Origin of the sequence: Pueribacillus sp. YX66, from assembly GCF_041725775.1 — a bacterium.
Classification (GTDB): Bacteria; Bacillota; Bacilli; order Bacillales; family UBA6769; genus Pueribacillus.
The window spans coordinates 53,070-70,877 of the sequence record NZ_JBEUEL010000013.1; the positions used below are offsets into that span (position 1 = coordinate 53,070).

Annotated in this window: 14 protein-coding genes and 1 pseudogene; 14 read left to right on the forward strand and 1 reads right to left on the reverse strand. The window is 39.0% G+C overall.

Annotation, left to right across the window (positions count from 1 at the left end; genetic code table 11):
- Positions 1 to 41 precede the first annotated feature (41 nt).
- The 7 genes and pseudogenes from ABU914_RS07780 (at position 42) to ABU914_RS07810 (ending at position 7,500) form a co-directional block, all read left to right on the forward strand.
- Positions 42 to 1,613 (forward strand): fatty acid--CoA ligase, encoded by a 1,572-nt coding sequence (locus ABU914_RS07780; protein ID WP_379669171.1) that lies wholly within the window; start codon positions 42 to 44, stop codon positions 1,611 to 1,613.
- Positions 1,614 to 1,635: 22 nt separating this feature from the next.
- A complete protein-coding gene (locus ABU914_RS07785) occupies positions 1,636 to 2,784 on the forward strand; it encodes an acyl-CoA dehydrogenase family protein (protein WP_379669172.1) in 1,149 nt (382 codons plus the stop codon).
- 65 nt (positions 2,785 to 2,849) lie between these two features.
- Positions 2,850 to 3,377: pseudogene (gene msrA / locus ABU914_RS07790) on the forward strand (peptide-methionine (S)-S-oxide reductase MsrA); the annotation flags it as partial.
- Positions 3,378 to 3,401: 24 nt separating this feature from the next.
- A complete protein-coding gene (locus ABU914_RS07795) occupies positions 3,402 to 4,109 on the forward strand; it encodes an alpha/beta fold hydrolase (RefSeq protein ID WP_379669173.1) in 708 nt (235 codons plus the stop codon).
- A gap of 50 nt (positions 4,110 to 4,159) precedes the next feature.
- Positions 4,160 to 5,533, forward strand: a complete 1,374-nt coding sequence (locus ABU914_RS07800) for a hypothetical protein (RefSeq protein WP_379669174.1) — start codon at positions 4,160 to 4,162, stop codon at positions 5,531 to 5,533.
- Between the two features lie 103 nt (positions 5,534 to 5,636).
- The gene (locus ABU914_RS07805; protein ID WP_379669175.1) at positions 5,637 to 7,064 is read left to right on the forward strand and encodes an NAD-dependent succinate-semialdehyde dehydrogenase; all 1,428 of its coding nucleotides are present in this window, start codon (positions 5,637 to 5,639) and stop codon (positions 7,062 to 7,064) included.
- Between the two features lie 19 nt (positions 7,065 to 7,083).
- Positions 7,084 to 7,500 (forward strand): PaaI family thioesterase, encoded by a 417-nt coding sequence (locus ABU914_RS07810; RefSeq protein ID WP_379669176.1) that lies wholly within the window; start codon positions 7,084 to 7,086, stop codon positions 7,498 to 7,500.
- 43 nt (positions 7,501 to 7,543) lie between these two features.
- Here ABU914_RS07810 and ABU914_RS07815 read toward each other — a convergent pair whose 3' ends face one another.
- Entirely contained in the window at positions 7,544 to 8,143 is a 600-nt protein-coding gene (locus ABU914_RS07815; protein WP_379669177.1) for a hypothetical protein, read from the reverse strand.
- A 180-nt stretch (positions 8,144 to 8,323) separates the two neighbouring features.
- On the opposite strand from ABU914_RS07815, the gene lepB reads away from it, so the two are divergent.
- From lepB to ABU914_RS07850, 7 genes are all read left to right on the forward strand, one after another.
- Complete coding sequence (gene lepB, locus ABU914_RS07820; protein WP_379669178.1) at positions 8,324 to 8,869, forward strand: signal peptidase I; 546 nt, start codon at positions 8,324 to 8,326, stop codon at positions 8,867 to 8,869.
- Positions 8,870 to 9,251: 382 nt separating this feature from the next.
- Entirely contained in the window at positions 9,252 to 11,000 is a 1,749-nt protein-coding gene (locus ABU914_RS07825; protein WP_379669179.1) for a sigma-54 interaction domain-containing protein, read from the forward strand.
- A 13-nt stretch (positions 11,001 to 11,013) separates the two neighbouring features.
- Positions 11,014 to 11,940 (forward strand): ketopantoate reductase family protein, encoded by a 927-nt coding sequence (locus ABU914_RS07830; RefSeq protein ID WP_379669180.1) that lies wholly within the window; start codon positions 11,014 to 11,016, stop codon positions 11,938 to 11,940.
- A gap of 121 nt (positions 11,941 to 12,061) precedes the next feature.
- Positions 12,062 to 13,480, forward strand: a complete 1,419-nt coding sequence (locus tag ABU914_RS07835; protein WP_379669181.1) for a hypothetical protein — start codon at positions 12,062 to 12,064, stop codon at positions 13,478 to 13,480.
- Positions 13,481 to 13,621: 141 nt separating this feature from the next.
- Positions 13,622 to 14,764 carry an acyl-CoA dehydrogenase family protein gene (locus ABU914_RS07840; protein WP_379669182.1) on the forward strand — a complete coding sequence of 381 codons (1,143 nt, stop codon included), beginning with the start codon at positions 13,622 to 13,624 and terminating at the stop codon, positions 14,762 to 14,764.
- Between the two features lie 70 nt (positions 14,765 to 14,834).
- Positions 14,835 to 15,605, forward strand: coding sequence for an SDR family oxidoreductase (locus tag ABU914_RS07845; RefSeq protein ID WP_379669183.1), 771 nt, complete (start codon positions 14,835 to 14,837; stop codon positions 15,603 to 15,605).
- Between the two features lie 512 nt (positions 15,606 to 16,117).
- Positions 16,118 to 17,758, forward strand: a complete 1,641-nt coding sequence (locus ABU914_RS07850; protein WP_379669184.1) for a long-chain-fatty-acid--CoA ligase — start codon at positions 16,118 to 16,120, stop codon at positions 17,756 to 17,758.
- The last annotated feature ends 50 nt before the right edge of the window (positions 17,759 to 17,808 follow it).

Here is a 17,808-nt window from a genome sequence, read left to right on the forward strand (position 1 = left end):
GAACCACAATTAGAAAATTTTTTTTGGAAAGGAATGATTCGATGACAACTGTCGGTCAGTTGCTTGAATGGTCTGCGACAAACTATCCTGACAAAATTGGCTTGATTTATCGAAAGAAAAACCATGTGTGGACTTATGAACAGTTTAACTCTAAAGCAAATCAGTTTGCTCAGGCTTTGCTCAAACTAGGGGTAAAGAAAGGCGATATCGTCTCAACCTTTCTTTATAACACGAGCGAGTTTGCATTAACACAATTCGCTGCAGCAAAAATTGGAGCGGTATTTAATCCGATTAACTATAGACTGACTGCGAACGAACTTCAGTACATTTTAAACAATGCAGAGTCGAAAGTATTAGTTTTTGAAGATGCGGTTCGGGAAACCGTACAAAAAGCGAAACAACTTGGAACAGACGTACAACATTACGTATTCGTGGATGAAGAGTTACCAGACTATGCAAAAGATTTCGAACAGTTGCTCAATTCGAGTAACAGTAATAAACCAAACGTACATGTAGATGAATCAGACTTGTATATTATGATGTACACGAGCGGAACGACAGGAAAACCGAAAGGTGTTCTTCATCGTCACCGTGACATGGTTCATCATGGATTTATTATGATGCAATGCATGGGTATAACAAAAAATGACATCGGTTTGACTGCTGCACCAATGAATCATACTGCTGAATTGCATACGTCATTTTTGCCTAGAGTACAAGTCGGTGCAACGAATATTCTTCTTCATCATTTTGACACACCAAAAGTATTGCAAGCGATTCAAGATGAAAAAGTGACACATATGTTTGCAGCGCCGACGATGGTCAACATGATGCTTAATCATAAAAATTTCGATGATTATGATCTATCAAGTCTTCGCTTGCTCGGTTACGGTGGAGCATCGATGGCGCCAGTATTAATCAAACGCTTTTTATCTAGAACGAATGCAGAACTCGTTCAAATGTTAGGTACGACAGAAATGGGTCCTGTGTTTACCGTACTTTATTCCGATGAGCAGCTTGAAAAAGCGGGTTCGGCCGGCAAAGCTGTAATGACACATGAAGTGAAAGTTGTTCGTTTAAATGAAGATGGGAGCCCGACTCATCCTGATAATGAGTGTAATATTGGTGAAATCGGGGAAATTATCGTTCGTGGACCATGTATGATGACAGAATATTACAAACGTGAAGAGGAAACTGCAGATGCGCTTGCATATGGCTGGTACCATACAGGCGATTTGGGGCGTGTCGATGAAGAAGGCTACATTTGGATTGAAGATCGAATGGATTTTATGATTAACTCGGGTGCAGAAAACATTTATCCGCGCGAAGTTGAAGATAACTTAATTGAACATCCTAGTGTTGATGAGGCAGCTGTTGTCGGAAAGCCTGATGATAATTGGGGAGAAATCGTTGTTGCATTCGTTGTATTGAAAGAAGGAGAGGAAGTAACAGGCGAGGAACTCGATCAATTTTTAATAGAAAGTGATAAACTAGCAAAATATAAACGACCTCGTGAATACTATTTTGTTAATAATCTGCCAAAAACAGCAAGTGGAAAAATTCAAAAATTTGTTCTTGAAAAAAAATTCGAAAATCTAACAGTGACAGAATGACAGCTTATGGAGGTTACTATTTATGAACTTGTTTGAATTATCCCAAGAATACGAAGAGATAAAAGAAACGATTCATCGTTTAGCACAAAATAAAATCAAACCGCTCGCAACGGAAATTGATGAACAGGGCGAATATCCATTTGAAACGGTTAACATGTTATCCGAACAAGGGTTTCTCGGAGCGAATATGCCGGAGGAATATGGCGGAGCAGGTTTAGATCTGTTAAGTTTTTGCATCATCGTTGAAGAAGTTGCGCGTGTTTGTGCGAATACTGCACAAGCGGTTGCCGTACAAGAACTTGGCGCACTTCCAATTATGATCGGGGGAAGTGACGAGCTAAAACAGCGGGTTTTACCTAGTGTAGCTTCAGGTAATAAAATCATAGCTTATGCGTTAACAGAGCCTGATGCTGGTTCGGATGCTGCTGGAATCAAAACCCGTGCGGAACGTGACGGATCACATTACATTTTAAACGGACAAAAAATGTTCATTAGTAACGGCGGAGTTGCTGATTATTACACAGTATTTGCGAAAACGGATAAAGGAATTACAACATTTGTCGTTGACAAAAATACACCAGGCTTTGTAATTGGAAAACTCGAAAAGAAAATGGGATTAAAAGGATCTCCAACAGCACAAATTTACATCGAAGATTGTAAAGTTCCTGTTGAAAATCGAGTGGGTGAAGAAGGTGAAGGTTGGATCATTGCAATGAAAACCTTTGATAAATCACGTCCTACGATTGGTGCATTGGCATTAGGCATTGCACAAGGGGCTTTCGACATTGCACTAGATTACGTACAAGAGCGGGAACAGTTTGGTAGAAAAATTGCTCAATTCCAAGGATTACAATTTATGCTCGCTGATATGGCTACCCAAATTGAAGCAGCAAGAGGACTCGTTTATCGGTCTGCTTCCAAAGTGAATGATATGTCGTCCACTGGTAAAAATCCAGAGTTAACACAAGCGTCATCGATGGCGAAAATGTTCGCTTCTGATGTTGCGATGAAAGTAACGACAGATGCGGTTCAATTGCTAGGTGGATATGGATACATTCAAGATTACAATGTAGAACGTATGATGCGGGATGCGAAAATTATGCAAATATATGAAGGGACAAATCAAATCCAGCGAGTTGTTATCGCAAAAACATTGTTAAGTGGAAAATGAGTATTCCGTCATTAACAAGACGAACAGCTGTAATGACGTTAAAAACTATTTAAGGAGGAACCCGAATGAGCAACTATGAATTGGCAACTTTTGCAGGCGGATGTTTTTGGTGTATGGTGTCGCCTTTCGATGAAATGCCGGGAATTAAAAAAGTTGTTTCAGGCTACACAGGAGGTCATAAAGAAAATCCGACGTATGAAGAAGTTTGCTCAGGAACGACAGGTCATTTTGAAGCTGTACAAATTACATTTGATCCTGAAGTTTTTCCGTACAAAAAACTGCTCGATTTGTATTGGCCACAAATCGATCCAACTGATCCTGATGGCCAATTTATCAATCGCGGTTCTTCCTATCGGACTGCCATTTTTTATCATAATGAAGCGCAAAGAAAGGAAGCAGAAGCTTCAAAGCAAGCACTCGCTGATAGCGGGAAATTTGACAAGCCGATTGCAACACTAATATTGCCAGCTTCGACATTTTACGTAGCTGAAGACTATCATCAAGATTACTATAAAAAGAGTCCTCATGCGTATAAAGAATATCGACAACGCTCTGGACGCGATACATTTATCGAACAAACGTGGAAGAATCAGAATTAGCTAAATAGGAGGTAAATCGTGAGTACAGAAAGCAATTTATCGTTTCTTTTTATTCATGGAGCAGGTGGGACAAAAAACAAATGGCGCACGCTCACTTCTCTTAAAAATCACAGTAAGTTTATCGACCTGCCAGGTCATGGTGACAACGATGCACATCAATGTGAAACAATCGATGATTACGCAAAACAATTAGCTGATGAGATAACAGAAGATTGCATCGTAATCGGACACTCGATGGGAGGGTTAATTGCACTTGAACTCGCCGCTCTTAATCCAAAAGTGAAAGGAATTGTTTTAGTAGCTAGCTCTTATCAATTACCAGTGCATCCGAAAATTATTGCAACATTAGAAGAAGGAATGTTTCCAGACAATTTATTTCGCGCTTCGTATGCAAAGGGAGCGAGTCTTAAACTTTTAGAAGAAGAACAGCAAGAGCTCGCTTCTTCACCAACAGAAGTAGCAATGAAAGATTTTGTTGCGTGTGATCGTTATAAAGGAGGTGAAGAAACGTTAAAAAAGCTTGAAATTCCAATTTTAGCACTTTTAGGGGATGAGGATCGTTTAATTCCGCCTGATACGAGCGATGTTTTAATAAGTCTCAATCCGAATGTTGAAGTTGTTACTCTTCAAAATGCCGGTCATTATGTTGCACTTGAACAGCCTGAAGCGTTTATAAAAGAAATTGTGAAATTTAAAGAAAGAACAGAAAAATCGTCAATCATGTGAAACTTTCGTTTCACATGATTGGACAAAAATTAAAACGAGGGGGTTGCTATATGGGGATTTACAAACGTCGTCAAGATGGACATGAACAGCCATCGATGTTAGGGCCACTACAATTAAGGTTACCATTTATTCATTATAAAATTGAATTGCCAGACTGGATCCAAGGGGCTATTTTAAGTGTTGTACCGATGAGTATTACTGCAATAATGCTAGAGGTACTTGGAATTCCTTTTGAACTAGCGATCGTATTTGTTATTATTAACAATTTTTTATATTTGTTGCACACACACTTTGGTGATCCTTCTGTCGTTGGTTGGATTACGGCAGGAATTCCGTTATATGTTGCGTTTTTATCTGGATTTCCAGAAGGAGAGGCACGCATCCAAGCATTAATCGCTTTGCAAGCAATGTTAGCTTTAATCTTTTTAATCATGGGTCTTTTTAAAGGGGCGGATTATCTTGTAAATAAAGTACCACTATCGCTAAAAGCAGGAATCTTAATTGGTGCAGGATTCGCTGCTGTTTTCGGTGAATTCCAGACTGACGGACGAGTGTGGAGCATGCCGATTACGATTCTTGTTGGGGCTGGATTAGGATTTTTTATGATGTTTTCTAAATCAGCAGGACCGTTGCGTGAACGGTATTCACTGTTTCGTTTCGTCGCTCAATACGGGATTGCGATTCCATTTGCGATTGCATATTTGTTTGGTATTTTGATTGGTGAAGTTGCGAAACCATCACTGACGTGGAGCTTTGTTGCTTTACCTTTAGGGGAAATTTTCTCTAGTTACAGTATTTTTGCAGTTGGTGTTCCACCGGTCGAATATTTTATGCAAGCGCTTCCATTAGCGGTTGCCGCATACATTATTGCATTTGGTGATGTGCTCGTCGCAAGCTCTCTTTTAAAAAGAGCCGATGAAGTACGGAAAGATGAAAAAGTTAAATTTAGTCCTAGTAGAAATAGCATTATCGTTTCGATTCGAAATGGATTGCAAGCGATTTTCATGCCATTTCTCGGTATGTCGGGACCACAATGGACGGCAGGACAAGCTCTCGTTACGACTCGCTATATGAACAACTCTCGTAATGTTGTTGATAGTTATTGGGGAGGAGCAACAGGTATTTATTGGGGTATGAGTTTTGCGCTATTACTTGGTCCAATCGTCTCATTGTTCCAGCCAGGAGTTGCGATTGGAATGACATTAACGATGTTAATTCAAGGATATCTATGCGGATATTTAGCAATGGAACTTTTAAAAGAAACATCAACGCTAGAAAAAGGAATTGCAGTCATTATCGGGGCTGTGTTAGTTGCCAAAGGTGCGACTTGGGGTTTAGGTGTAGGACTCGTTCTATGGTTATTGCTAGAATTTGATTGGACAAAAAGAAAAAGTGAAGAAAAGGACGAATCGGTTAGTGCTTGACAATCAATTAAACTTCACACAATCTAATAGATAAGAATGGAAAGGGCGGAGAATGCTCCATCTTTTCCTTCGTTACATCATACAGCTTAGGAGGGGTTTCGCTTTGCTTTATATTAATGGAGAATGGATCGACTCGAAAAATGGGACATTTCAAGTAACAAACCCAGCAACGGGAGAAATTTTGTCCGAAGTAGCCGATGGCACGAGAGAAGATACAAAACGTGCAATCGTTGCAGCTGAGGAAGCTTTTCACTCGTGGTCATCACTGACCGCTTTTCAACGCTCAGACTATTTATATCGCGTTTATAACTTAATGATAGAGAAAAAAGAACACCTTGCGGAGATGATGACGAAAGAGCAAGGAAAACCGTTAAAAGCAGCTCGGAATGAGGTGCAATACGCCGCAGATTTTGTTCAATGGTATGCGGAGGAAGCGAAACGGGTTTACGGTGAAGTATTGCCGGCACCGAGAGGGGATCAACGTTTTATAGTTTTACGTCAACCTGTTGGTGTCGTTGGAGCGATTACACCATGGAACTATCCGATTTCAATGCTTACTCGCAAAATTGCCCCAGCGATTGCGGCAGGCTGTACGATCGTCTTAAAGCCAGCAGAACAAACACCGCTTTGTGCGATTGAGACCATGAAGCTTTTTCATGAGGCAGGTATACCGAACGGCGTTGTTAATTTAGTCCCGACAAATAATCCTGCTGAAGTCGGCGATGAGCTGTTGACAAATGAAACGATTAAAAAAATAACGTTTACCGGTTCAACAGAAGTTGGAAAAATGATTGCTGAAAAAGCAGCACGTCAAGTGAAGCGGGTATCGATGGAACTCGGCGGACATGCGCCATTTATCGTTTTCCCTGATGCCGATCCCGTTCATGCAGCGAAAGGTGCCTCACTCGTGAAGTTTCTCAATACTGGACAAGCGTGCATTAGTCCGAATCGGATTTTTGTACATAAAAGTATGGTTGAACCATTCACAAAAACTTTAGTAGAACGGGTAAATAAAATGAAGGCAGGAAACGGACTTGAGGAAGGCGTTTCGATTGGTCCTCTTGTCGACCGCGCTGCTCTCGACAAAGTGAACAATCAAGTGAATGATGCTCGTGAAAAAGGAGCGGATGTGGTTGCTGGTGGCTCGCGTCTTAACGATGACCATTTAAAAAATGGCTATTTTTATGCACCGACTGTTTTAACAAATGTTTCACCAGAAATGAAAATTTACCGTGAAGAAACATTTGGGCCGGTTGCGCCGATTATTCCATTTGAGACAGAGGAAGAAGTCATTGCGATGGCCAATGATACAAATTATGGGCTTGCATCGTACGTCTATACGAATAACCTGAAGACAGCATCGCATATGTTTGAAAAGCTTCGTTTCGGTATTGTCGGAATAAATGATATTAACCCGACTGCAGCGGCTGCTCCATTCGGTGGCATGAAAGAAAGCGGACTCGGACGTGAAGGCGGAAGAGAAGGGATTTTAGAATATTTAGACACGAAGCTCGGTGGTTTTTCTATCTAAATTTAAAGGGGTGGACGAGATGGATAAAGCAGAATTAAAACATATGATTTTAAAAAACGAAAATACACTCGTTAGTACACTTGGAATTACGTATGAAGAACTGACACCGGAACGTGTCGTTTGTAACATGCCAGTCGGTCCAAAAACATGGCAGCCTTACGGTTTGTTACATGGAGGAGCGTCAGTTGCGTTAGCTGAAACAGCGGCAAGTGTCGGTACTGCGATAAATATAAATCCTGAAACACATTTTGCGGTCGGTTTAGAAATTAATGCGAACCATATAAAAGCAAAACGTGATGGAATAGTGACAGCTACTGCTACCCCTCTTCATAAAGGTCGGACGACAATGGTATGGGATATTAAAATTACCGATGAAGATGATAAACTTATTAGTATTTCACGATGTACCGTTGCAATCGTTCCTCACAAAAAGTAGTTTATAAATAACAAAAACTTGGCCATGTTACGCCAAGTTTTTGTTATTCTTTTTGTTTAATATTCTCAATAATAAGCTGTGGACCTTCTATACGATACGTAAAGGTCACTTTTTTGCCTATTTCAAGTGATTCGACTTGTTTTTTTACGTCATCACTAAGTTGAAATGCGGTTGGTCCGTCCTCGGTTTCAATTTCAATCGTGTGCGGATCTTGTTGACCATTGTATACTCCGGTTTCCGCCGAGTCTTCTTCGCTTTCAGTTCCTTGCATTTTTTCAATTGATTGTAAGACGTTTTGTTTATGTTCGTTTACAATGTATTGAAATTTGACACTATCATTTGGTTGCAGCTGTTCAATTTGTTCCGTTGATTTTTCTGTTAATTGGAAGGCTTTCGGTCCTTCGTTCGTTTCAATTTCTACCGTATGAGGATCAGCTTGTCCAACGAAAATACCGAGGTCATTAATGATAGACGGTTCATCTGAAGCTGGTGCGGTTTCTGTTCCGTTCGTTTCCTCATCCTCATTCACGTTTTCTGTTTTTTCATTGTTCTCTTCTGCTCGATCAGGTTGTTCGATCGTCCCGCAAGCGGCCAATGCAAGAAGACAAACAGACAAGAGTGCTAAGATAGATACCTTTTTCACGCTATCTCTCCTTCCTACTATTCTAATGAATAGTACTACCCTTACTTTACCTGTTTTTAAACATAATGAAAAGCAACAATTTCTAAATCATTTAAGATTGTGGAAAAAGGAGTAACGATAAATGAAAAGAAATGTTACAATAGTGTTAACAATGTTAGTTTAGTGGGGTGTGGAAGCCATTTGACGACAAAAAGAAATGAAGTATTTAGTTGGATTCGAACGATTCTATTTGCAGTCATCATCGCATTTTTAATTCGTGCTTTTTTATTTACTAATTATATTGTTGAAGGTGATTCAATGCTTCCAACAATGCATCATGGAGATCGACTTGTCGTAAACAAGCTCGTCTATAAATTGTACGAACCTGAACGTTTTGATGTCATTGTCTTTCATGCAACGAGTCAAGCTGACTATATAAAAAGAATTATCGGTTTGCCTGGTGATCATATCGAATATAAAAATGATGTGCTTTATATAAATGGCGAACCATATGATGAACCTTTTTTAGATGAAATGAAAATGAACGGAGAGCGATTGACACACGATTTTACGCTTCAACAAATTATCGGGAAGGAAACGGTACCTGAAAATACTGTATTCGTGTTAGGCGATAATCGCAGAAATAGTACGGATAGCCGAAATCTCGGTGTTATTCCGTTTGATCAAATTGTCGGTGAAGTCAATGTAAAATATTGGCCGTTTGCAGATTTGGAGTTTTATCATTAATGTTAAGCCCTGCATTGCAGGGCTTTTCGAAGTACATAATACGAGCACAGAATTAATGTTCGTCATAAAAAGCCATATGATGTATGATAAAGCGAAACTTAGTACTATAGGACGTGTCGTGTAGTCATCGCAAACACATAACGGTGTTCTTATCTGCCTACCAATTCTAGTGTCGTTAATTAAACGTGAACAATGAAAATGTAGAAAAGCGAAGATCATGGTTGTGCACCATTAAAATTTTCGGAATACACATTTTTTAGCTTCGCATGAACAATATTTATTGAGTATACTGTGCTGACATATCTCTCAAATTAACTTGAAGTAACCGTCTTTTAGAGTATTTAACACGATAGAAAGTAAAATTCAAGCGAAGGAAAATATCATGATTGGACATCCATTTATTGAACTTGGTCTCTTTTATCCAGATGCAAGATTCAACAGTAGTACGTCTTCAAACTTAGAGGTGAACAGCATGAATGTAACTCAGCTTATAAATAAAATTCCCTTACCTTCATTTGCATGTCATGTGGACGGAACACTCGTGGCAATGAACGAGCATATGAAGGATAAACTAGAAAACTTTTCTGAAACGAACGTTTCTCACGTATTTGATAGTTGGATTAACGATCACGTTGAATCGGTCGTGTTTGCAAAACGGAACGGGCAATCATTTATTTTCATTATGTGTCTTTACGAAAAACATACTGAACTTTATATTAGTGTGCCTGAACCTTTAGTCGCGTTTTTAAATGAGTTAAAAGAAAGTAATCGGGAATTAAGTACAATTTTTGAAAATTCGTATGATGGAATTTATATTACAGATCCAAAAGGAAAAACATTAAAAACGAACACAGCGATTGAACGGATAACAGGGATTCCGAAAGAATACTATATTGGTAAGACAGTAGATGACTTAATCAAGCGCGGGATTTTACAAACTTCTGTTACACATAAAGTGCTAGAACAGAAGAGAAGAGTGACGATTAATCAACTAAATTATGCAGGGAAAGATACCCTTATGACAGGAAATCCTGTTTTTAATGAGGAAGGCGACATAGAGAAAATTGTTACGAACATCCGAGATTTAACAGAATTAAACGAAGTTCACCGTGAACTTAAAAAAATAAAAGATTTAAATCAACAATATAAACGCGAGCTTAAAAAACTTCAATCGTTAACGAAGTTTAATCAAGATGTTGTTATTGTAAGTGAAAAGATGAACAACATTTATGACGTTGTCGAACGGATTGCAAATGTTGATGTGACCGTGTTGATTTTAGGAGAAACCGGTGCCGGAAAAGATGTAATAGCAGGGGAAATCTATCATAAAAGCGATCGCTCCAAAACGGGTGAGTTTATTAAAGTAAACTGTGGTGCGATTCCAGATCATTTATTGGAATCGGAACTTTTTGGGTATGAAAGTGGGGCGTTTACCGGTGCGAACCAAAAAGGTAAGCAAGGCTTATTTGAACTAGCACATAACGGAGTTATTTTTTTAGATGAAATTGGGGAACTTCCTTCAGAGCTGCAGGTGAAGCTGCTACGTGTTCTCCAAGAAAATGAAATTCAACGAATTGGCGCAACGAAACCGCTCAAGGTAAATGCTCGTGTTGTCGCTGCTACGAACCGAGATTTAATGAAGATGGTCAAAGAAGGACGATTCCGTGAAGATTTGTTTTATCGCTTAAACGTTATTCCTATTCACGTTCCACCATTACGTGAACGTCGGGATGATATTTTACCACTCGTTCAACATTTTCTTGAAAAAACGAATGAAAAGTATAATTTTAAAAAAGAATTTAATCATGAATTAAACGAATTCTTTTATTATTATTCGTGGCCTGGAAACGTTCGTGAATTAGCAAATTTGATTGAACGTCTCGTTTTAACGACAGGAAATGATCTCATTACGATTGATGATTTACCAGTAGAATATCAAAAATCGGAGGAAACGGAGTTTGCCCTTTCGGACATTGTTTCTTTAAAAGATGCGGTCGAGCTAGCTGAAGTGCAAGTGCTTCAAGCAGCTTGTAAAAAATATCGGACAACGTATGAAATTGCAAAAGCGCTTCGTACGAGTCAGGCGACTATCGTTCGTAAATTAAAAAAGTATAATTTAACTATTGAATAGGAGAGGGATTCATTTGAAAATTGGAATTGCTGGAGCTGGTGCAGTCGGTGGATATTTTGGTGCGTACTTAAAACAAGCAGGGCACGATGTCGTTTTTTTGGCAAGAGGAAAGCATTTAGAAGCGATGAAACAATCAGGTTTAACGATTATCGAAAATCATGATGAGCGAATGACAATCCACGGAGTGTTTACAGAGGACCTTTCGTCCTTTCTAGATGCATCACTCATTTTGTTTTGTGTGAAATCTCCTGACACAAGGGCAACCGCTGAACAAATTAAATCGTTAGGGAATGACGATTCAATTATTTTAACATTGCAAAACGGAGTGGATAATGAAGAAATTTTAATTGATATATTTGGCGAAGAACGAGTGTTATCTGCAGCGACTTATATTTCTTCTCACGTTGAAAAGCCAGGTGTCATCAAGCAAGAAGGTGTCGTAAAGTTAATTATCGGAGCGTTACATGAAGCAGGTGTACCGACGTGTCAGCAAATTGCTGATGTTTTAAATGAGGCGAATATCGATACAGCTATGAGTGATTCGATAATGGAATCAAAATGGAAAAAGGTGTTATGGAATGCGACGTTTAATCCGCTTGCAGCATTATCTCAAGCCACAGTTGGAGAGATTTTAGATGACGAAGAATTACGAATGACTGCGGAACAAGTTTGCCGTGAGGTGCTCGCAGTGGCAAACAAAAATGGCATTCCGTTAGGTGAGAAAATGTTAGACGTTACGTTTAAGAAAGCTGAGTTTGCGAGGGGACATAAGCCATCGATGCTTCAAGATCGATTACACGGTAAGCAAATGGAGATCGAATCTTTGTCGGGTTATTTCGTAAAGAAAGGGAGAGAATTAAGCGTTGAAACTCCTGCCACTCAAGCACTTTATAGCAATCTCCTCTTTATAGAGAATGGTCAACATGTTGTAAAGCGATAGATTGTGCCTGCCGTCTAGGATTTCAATCATAACGACGTACTCACGTAAAAGAAAATTAAATTTTGTTAAACCTTGTAAATAAAACTTATAACAACATGTAAAGAGAAAGGCAGACGAAGTTGTGGAGAGGATAGAGTCGGCTACAGAGCGAAGCTGGAAACTACAAAGTGGATTTGTACTTGGCATTACTTTTTTTTATTTGCTTGGACAATTTATAATCGGACCAATGATAACGACAATAATCGGCATTTATTTATTCGTCGTTACGCTATTCATGCTGTTCCAAATCGATGGTTTTATTAAATATATGTCAATCGCTATGTTTGTAATCGGAGCTATTATTTTGTCCGTAAAAGGAAGTTCATTTGAGATATGGCTGCAAAGTGTATCGATTAATCATACCCTCGTTGCTTTACTCGTATCTGTACCGCTGCTAGGCATTACAGTTAAATCAAAGCAATATATTGAAGCGTTGCAACAGTTATATGTTAAGTATTTGTACAACCCGACAATTTTTACTGCTGCTACACAGTTGCTTACACATGGAATGGCAATCGTATTGAACATGGGCGCAGTTACAATTTTTTATTATTTAAGCTCTAATAATCCGGTCGTTAAACAGAAACGATTTGTTCTGACAGCATTAGTTAGAGGTTTTGCAAGTGCGATTGTCTGGTCGCCTTTTTTTGCAGCCATGGCGCTTGTGACGAGTCAATTAAACCTAGAATGGTCGACTGCACTTCCGTATTTGTTTGGGTTTGTCATCGTTAGTTTTATCGTTAGTATCATCGTAGATTTATTCGTACAAAAAAAACAATCTGCTATGCTCGATTCGAGCGAAGAAGTAGCTACCACAATTGACGAGTTTACTCGTGAAGAAGTTTCTGTAAATTGGAAAAAAATTATCGAGCTTTTCTCATTGTTGTTAGCGATTATCGGATTCGTATTTTTGATTGATCGGGTGACAAGCTTAACGATGCCAACAGTCGTTATTTTAACGGCGTTTTTCTTTCCACCAATTTGGCTCCTACTGAAAAGAAAATACGCAATGCTCATTTCGGAAAGTAAGCAATATGTAAAAAAAACAGTTCCTCTGTTTAAAAAAGAAACAGTGTTATTTTTGACAACCGGTTTCTTTAGTGGTGCAGTAAGTCAAACGAATTTTGGAAATGGACTCGCAACGTTTTTAAACATAATTTTCCAAGATTTTACAATTGGTATTTCGTTGTTTATTGCAGTTACGATTATTTTGTTTAGTTTAATTGGATTTCACCCGATTATGTTAATTACATTGTATATTACGAGTGTAGATCCGATGCAACTTGGGATGTCTAAAGTATATTATGCTATCCTGTTGCTTGGGTCATGGGGATTAGCTACACCTGTTTCACCGATGACCGCTGTCAGTCATTTATTAGGTAGTTTATCGCGTATACGTGTGTTTACGTTATCATTCCGCTGGAATATTTTACATTGCATTTGTGGACTTATTTTTCTCATTGTATATGTGACATTCCTAGCTAAATTAAATGTGATTTAATTCAAAAATGAATCATATAATGCGAAAACGTTTCGATTAAAAACATTACTATTTTACAAAACGTCATAATTTCAAAGTAAATAATTTGGCACGAAAATTGCATAATAATTTGAATGTACTTCATTGAAAGGAGAATAATTAATGTCACATATTACAGATGAAATGTTGCAAATGAAAACGATGGTTCGAAACTTCGTCGAAAATGAAGTCGAACCGTACGCACAACAGATTGAAGATGAAGATAAAATTCCTGAACATTTAATCGAAAAAGCGAAAGAACTTGGTCTTTTTGGGATGAGTATTCCCGAGGAATATGGCGGTATTGGTTTAAATATGGTTGGAAAAACTCTCGTGCTCGAACAACTCGGTCGCACGCATAACGGTTATGTCTCACTGATTAGTGCACATACCGGAATCGGAAGCACTGGGCTTGTCAAACTAGCTTCTGAACATTTGAAGAAGAAATATTTGCCAGATATGGCGGCGGGTAATAAAATTGCAGCTTTCGCGCTATCTGAGCCAGAAGCGGGTTCTGATGCGACAAACTTGTCAACACGAGCGGAGAAAAAAGGTGACAAATGGATTCTAAATGGTGGTAAGCATTTTATTACGAACGGACCTGTCGCTGATGTTTTTACCGTGTTTGCAGTGACTGATAAATCAAAAGGTGCAAAAGGAATTACAGCGTTTCTCGTAGAAAAAGAATTCCCAGGTTTTTCTGTTGGAAAACCAGATAAAAAAATGGGCTTGCGCGGTTCATATACGAGCCAGATTTTATTTGAAGACTGTGAAGTTCCTGAGGAAAATGTCATCGGCGAAGTTGGCATGGGCTACGTCTCTGCACTAAAAATTTTAGGTGAAGGACGTGTCGGTCTTGCTGCAAGAGCTGTCGGTTCTTGTGATAAACTAATTGAACTTGCTGCCAGTTATGCGAAAGAGCGCGTGCAGTTCGGAAAGCCGATCGCAAAAAATCAAGCGATTCAATGGATGCTTGCTGACATGGCAACAGAAACAGAAGCTGCCCGAACATTAACGATGAAAGCAGCAGAAATGATTGACGATGGGAAAAAAGTGATTAAAGAAGCATCAATGGCGAAGCTTTTTGCTTCTGAAGTGTTCAATCGTGTCGCTGATAAGGCACTCCAAATTCATGGTGGTATTGGTTACATCGCTGAATATCCTGTTGAACGTTTTTATCGTGATGCACGAATTACAAAAATTTATGAAGGTACGAACGAAATTCAGCGTTTAATTATTGCGCGTAACGTGTTAGAAGAAAACTAATAAAGGATTAACCGGACAACAATTGCTGTCCGGTTAGATTCTAATATAAGTAGATGAGTGGAGGAAGTTAATGAATACATATGACTTGTTTGATTTAAAAGGGAAAGTAGCGATTATTACTGGTGGCGGTGGTGGACTAGGTACACAAATGGCAACAGCATTAGCTGATGCAGGGTGCACGGTTATCCTCTGTTCACGAAAAATTGAGAACGGTGAAGCGGCTGTAACAGAATTACAAAAAAATGGAGCTAACGCAAAAGCGTATGCGTGTGATGTTACTAATCTCGAACAAGTAAATGCACTTGTTTACAATGTAATTAAAGAATTTGGTCGGATTGACATTCTTATTAATAATAGTGGCACGACGTGGGGTGAAACGGTTGAAGATATGCCACTGCACGCTTGGGAAAAAGTGATGAACGTGAACGTAACAGGTACGTTCCTTATGTCACAGGCGGTCGGCAAACAGATGATTGAACAAAAGAAAGGAAAAATTATAAATATTGCTTCTGTTGCGGGTTTGAAAGCTGAACCTCCTGAAGTGTTAAATGCAATTGGCTATAGCACAAGTAAAGGTGCGGTCGTTCATTTTACGAAAGACCTTGCACGAAAATGGGCACAGCATAATATTACTGTCAATGCCATTGCACCGGGCTTTTTTCCATCAAAAATGACAAAGGTCGTTTTAGAGCGACGCGGAGATGCCATTAAAGAGAAAAACCCGATGAAACGAATTGGAGGCGAGCACGACTTAAAAGGAGTCGCATTAATGCTCGCAAGCGCAGCAAGCGATTTTATTACTGGTCAAATCATTGCAGTTGATGGCGGAGCATCTTTATAATAAGTGTAGGAGCACTTTAGTTATAATAGAGTTTGTTCAAAAAAGTCTAGAAACGACGGGTTACGAATCTCTTTGTAACGTCTCAACTTAGCATTTTATCGTTGAACTTATAAGGGAAACTATGCAGTGGCCGTGCTTTAATAGCTTGGTACTAGCTAAGTTTTCTTTATTAGCTTGCTCTTACGCTGCTCACGTATAGGCATTAATGCTACTCTGCTCAATACATGCACGTCCTGCGATGTACAGGATGTGCTACCGTTCTCACAGGACTCAAGCAATGCTCTACAGAGTATGCTGTGCCGAGAGTAAACCTAAAACAATAACACTCTCGTGTCCCGAAGGTGAGGTTTTTAGGCGACGTACTTAAATTGCAGAGGTTAGCGTATTTTGTTCAAGGAAATGGCTCAGTGTAGCGTTTACCTTGATTGTGCTAGTATTGACGTTACGAATTTAGTCGACCTTGCTTCTCGTTGTTCTTCTTTTTGAACATACACTAAAGGGGAGGGATAGATGTGCACAAAGTAACAAATCGTCCGTGGTTGCAATTTTATAGTGAGAAAAATAATAACTTACTAGAAATTCCGAATCGGTCTTTATATCAAATTTTAGAAAAGACGTATTACGAGTTTCCTCATGCTACGGCAATGATTTATGACGGGAAGCAAGTGACGTATCATGAATTAAAAGCAAAAGTCGATCGATTAGCGAATGCTTGGAAAGAACTCGGTGTTCAAAAAGGGGATCGCATCGGTTTAATGCTCGCAAACCATCCAGATTATATCGTTAGTTACTATGCGACACAAATGTTAGGCGCAACCGTTGTGCAAGTGAACCCACTTTATACCGTAAGAGAGCTTCAAGGCATTGTAAATGATGTGCAAATGAAATATATTGTTACGCACGATTCGAATCGCAGCACATTAAACCAGATTAATACTAATGCTCTAAAAGCAGTATTTCTGTCAGAAGATCCTCAACCTGATAATGTAGAGTTGGCTTTACCGTCTTATTATTTAAATGACATGATTGCTCAGTCAACACCGCTTACAAACTATGAAGAAATAGATATTTACGAAGATATAGCAGTCATACAATTTACTGGCGGAACGACAGGCAAAATGAAAGGTGCAATGCTCACTCACTTTAATTTACTTGCAAACGTTATCCAAAGTTATGCGATGTATAGTGACCTTCTTGATGATGGAAAAGAAGTAACGCTTGCTGCGACACCTTTTTACCACGTATTTGCAATGACAGCGGCGATGAACGTTTCCATTTTTTCAGGGCAAGCGATTCTCATCATTCGAAAGTTTCAAGTTGATGAAGTGCTTAAACTTATAAAAAAATATCGTCCTAGTTTTTTCCCAGGCGTTCCGACGATGTATAATGCGTTCGTCAACCATCCGAATGTCAAAGAGTACGGACTTGATTGTTTAAAAGTGTGCTCAAGCGGTTCCGCTCCATTACCAAAAGAAATTTTACGCCGTTTTAAAGAAATAACCGGTGTTCCGATATTAGAAGGATACGGGTTATCTGAAACGTCACCTTCAACGCATCGAAATCCAATTCACGCAAAGCGTAAAGTTGGTAGCATCGGTATCCCGATTCCGTTAACCGACAGTAAAGTTGTCGATGATCATGGCAATGAAGTGAACATCGGTGAAATTGGTGAACTAATCATAAAAGGACCTCAAGTAATGAAAGGGTATTATCAAAAGCCTGAAGAAACGGCCGAAGCGTTGCGTGACGGATGGCTATACACTGGTGACTTAGCGACGATGGATGAAGAAGGTTATTTTTACATCGTCGGTCGCAAAAAAGAGATGATCATTTCAGGCGGATTTAATATATATCCACAAGAAGTAGAGGATGTCCTATATGATCATTCAGCAGTAAAAGAAGTAGCAGTCGTCGGCATACCTGATGAATATAGCGGAGAACGAGTAAAAGCATTCGTCGTTTTTAAAGAAGGGGTACAGGCGAGTAAAGAAGAGCTAATAGAGCATTGTTATGAACATTTAACACGCTACAAAGTTCCGAAAGAAATTGAAATTCGTGAGGCTTTACCACGCAATACAGTAGGAAAATTACTAAAAAGAATTTTAGTTGAGGAAGAAATTAAAAATGGAAGGAGAACGAAACATGAGTTATGAAAATATCCTCGTTGAACGAAAAACGAATTTAGCTTACGTCACGATTAATC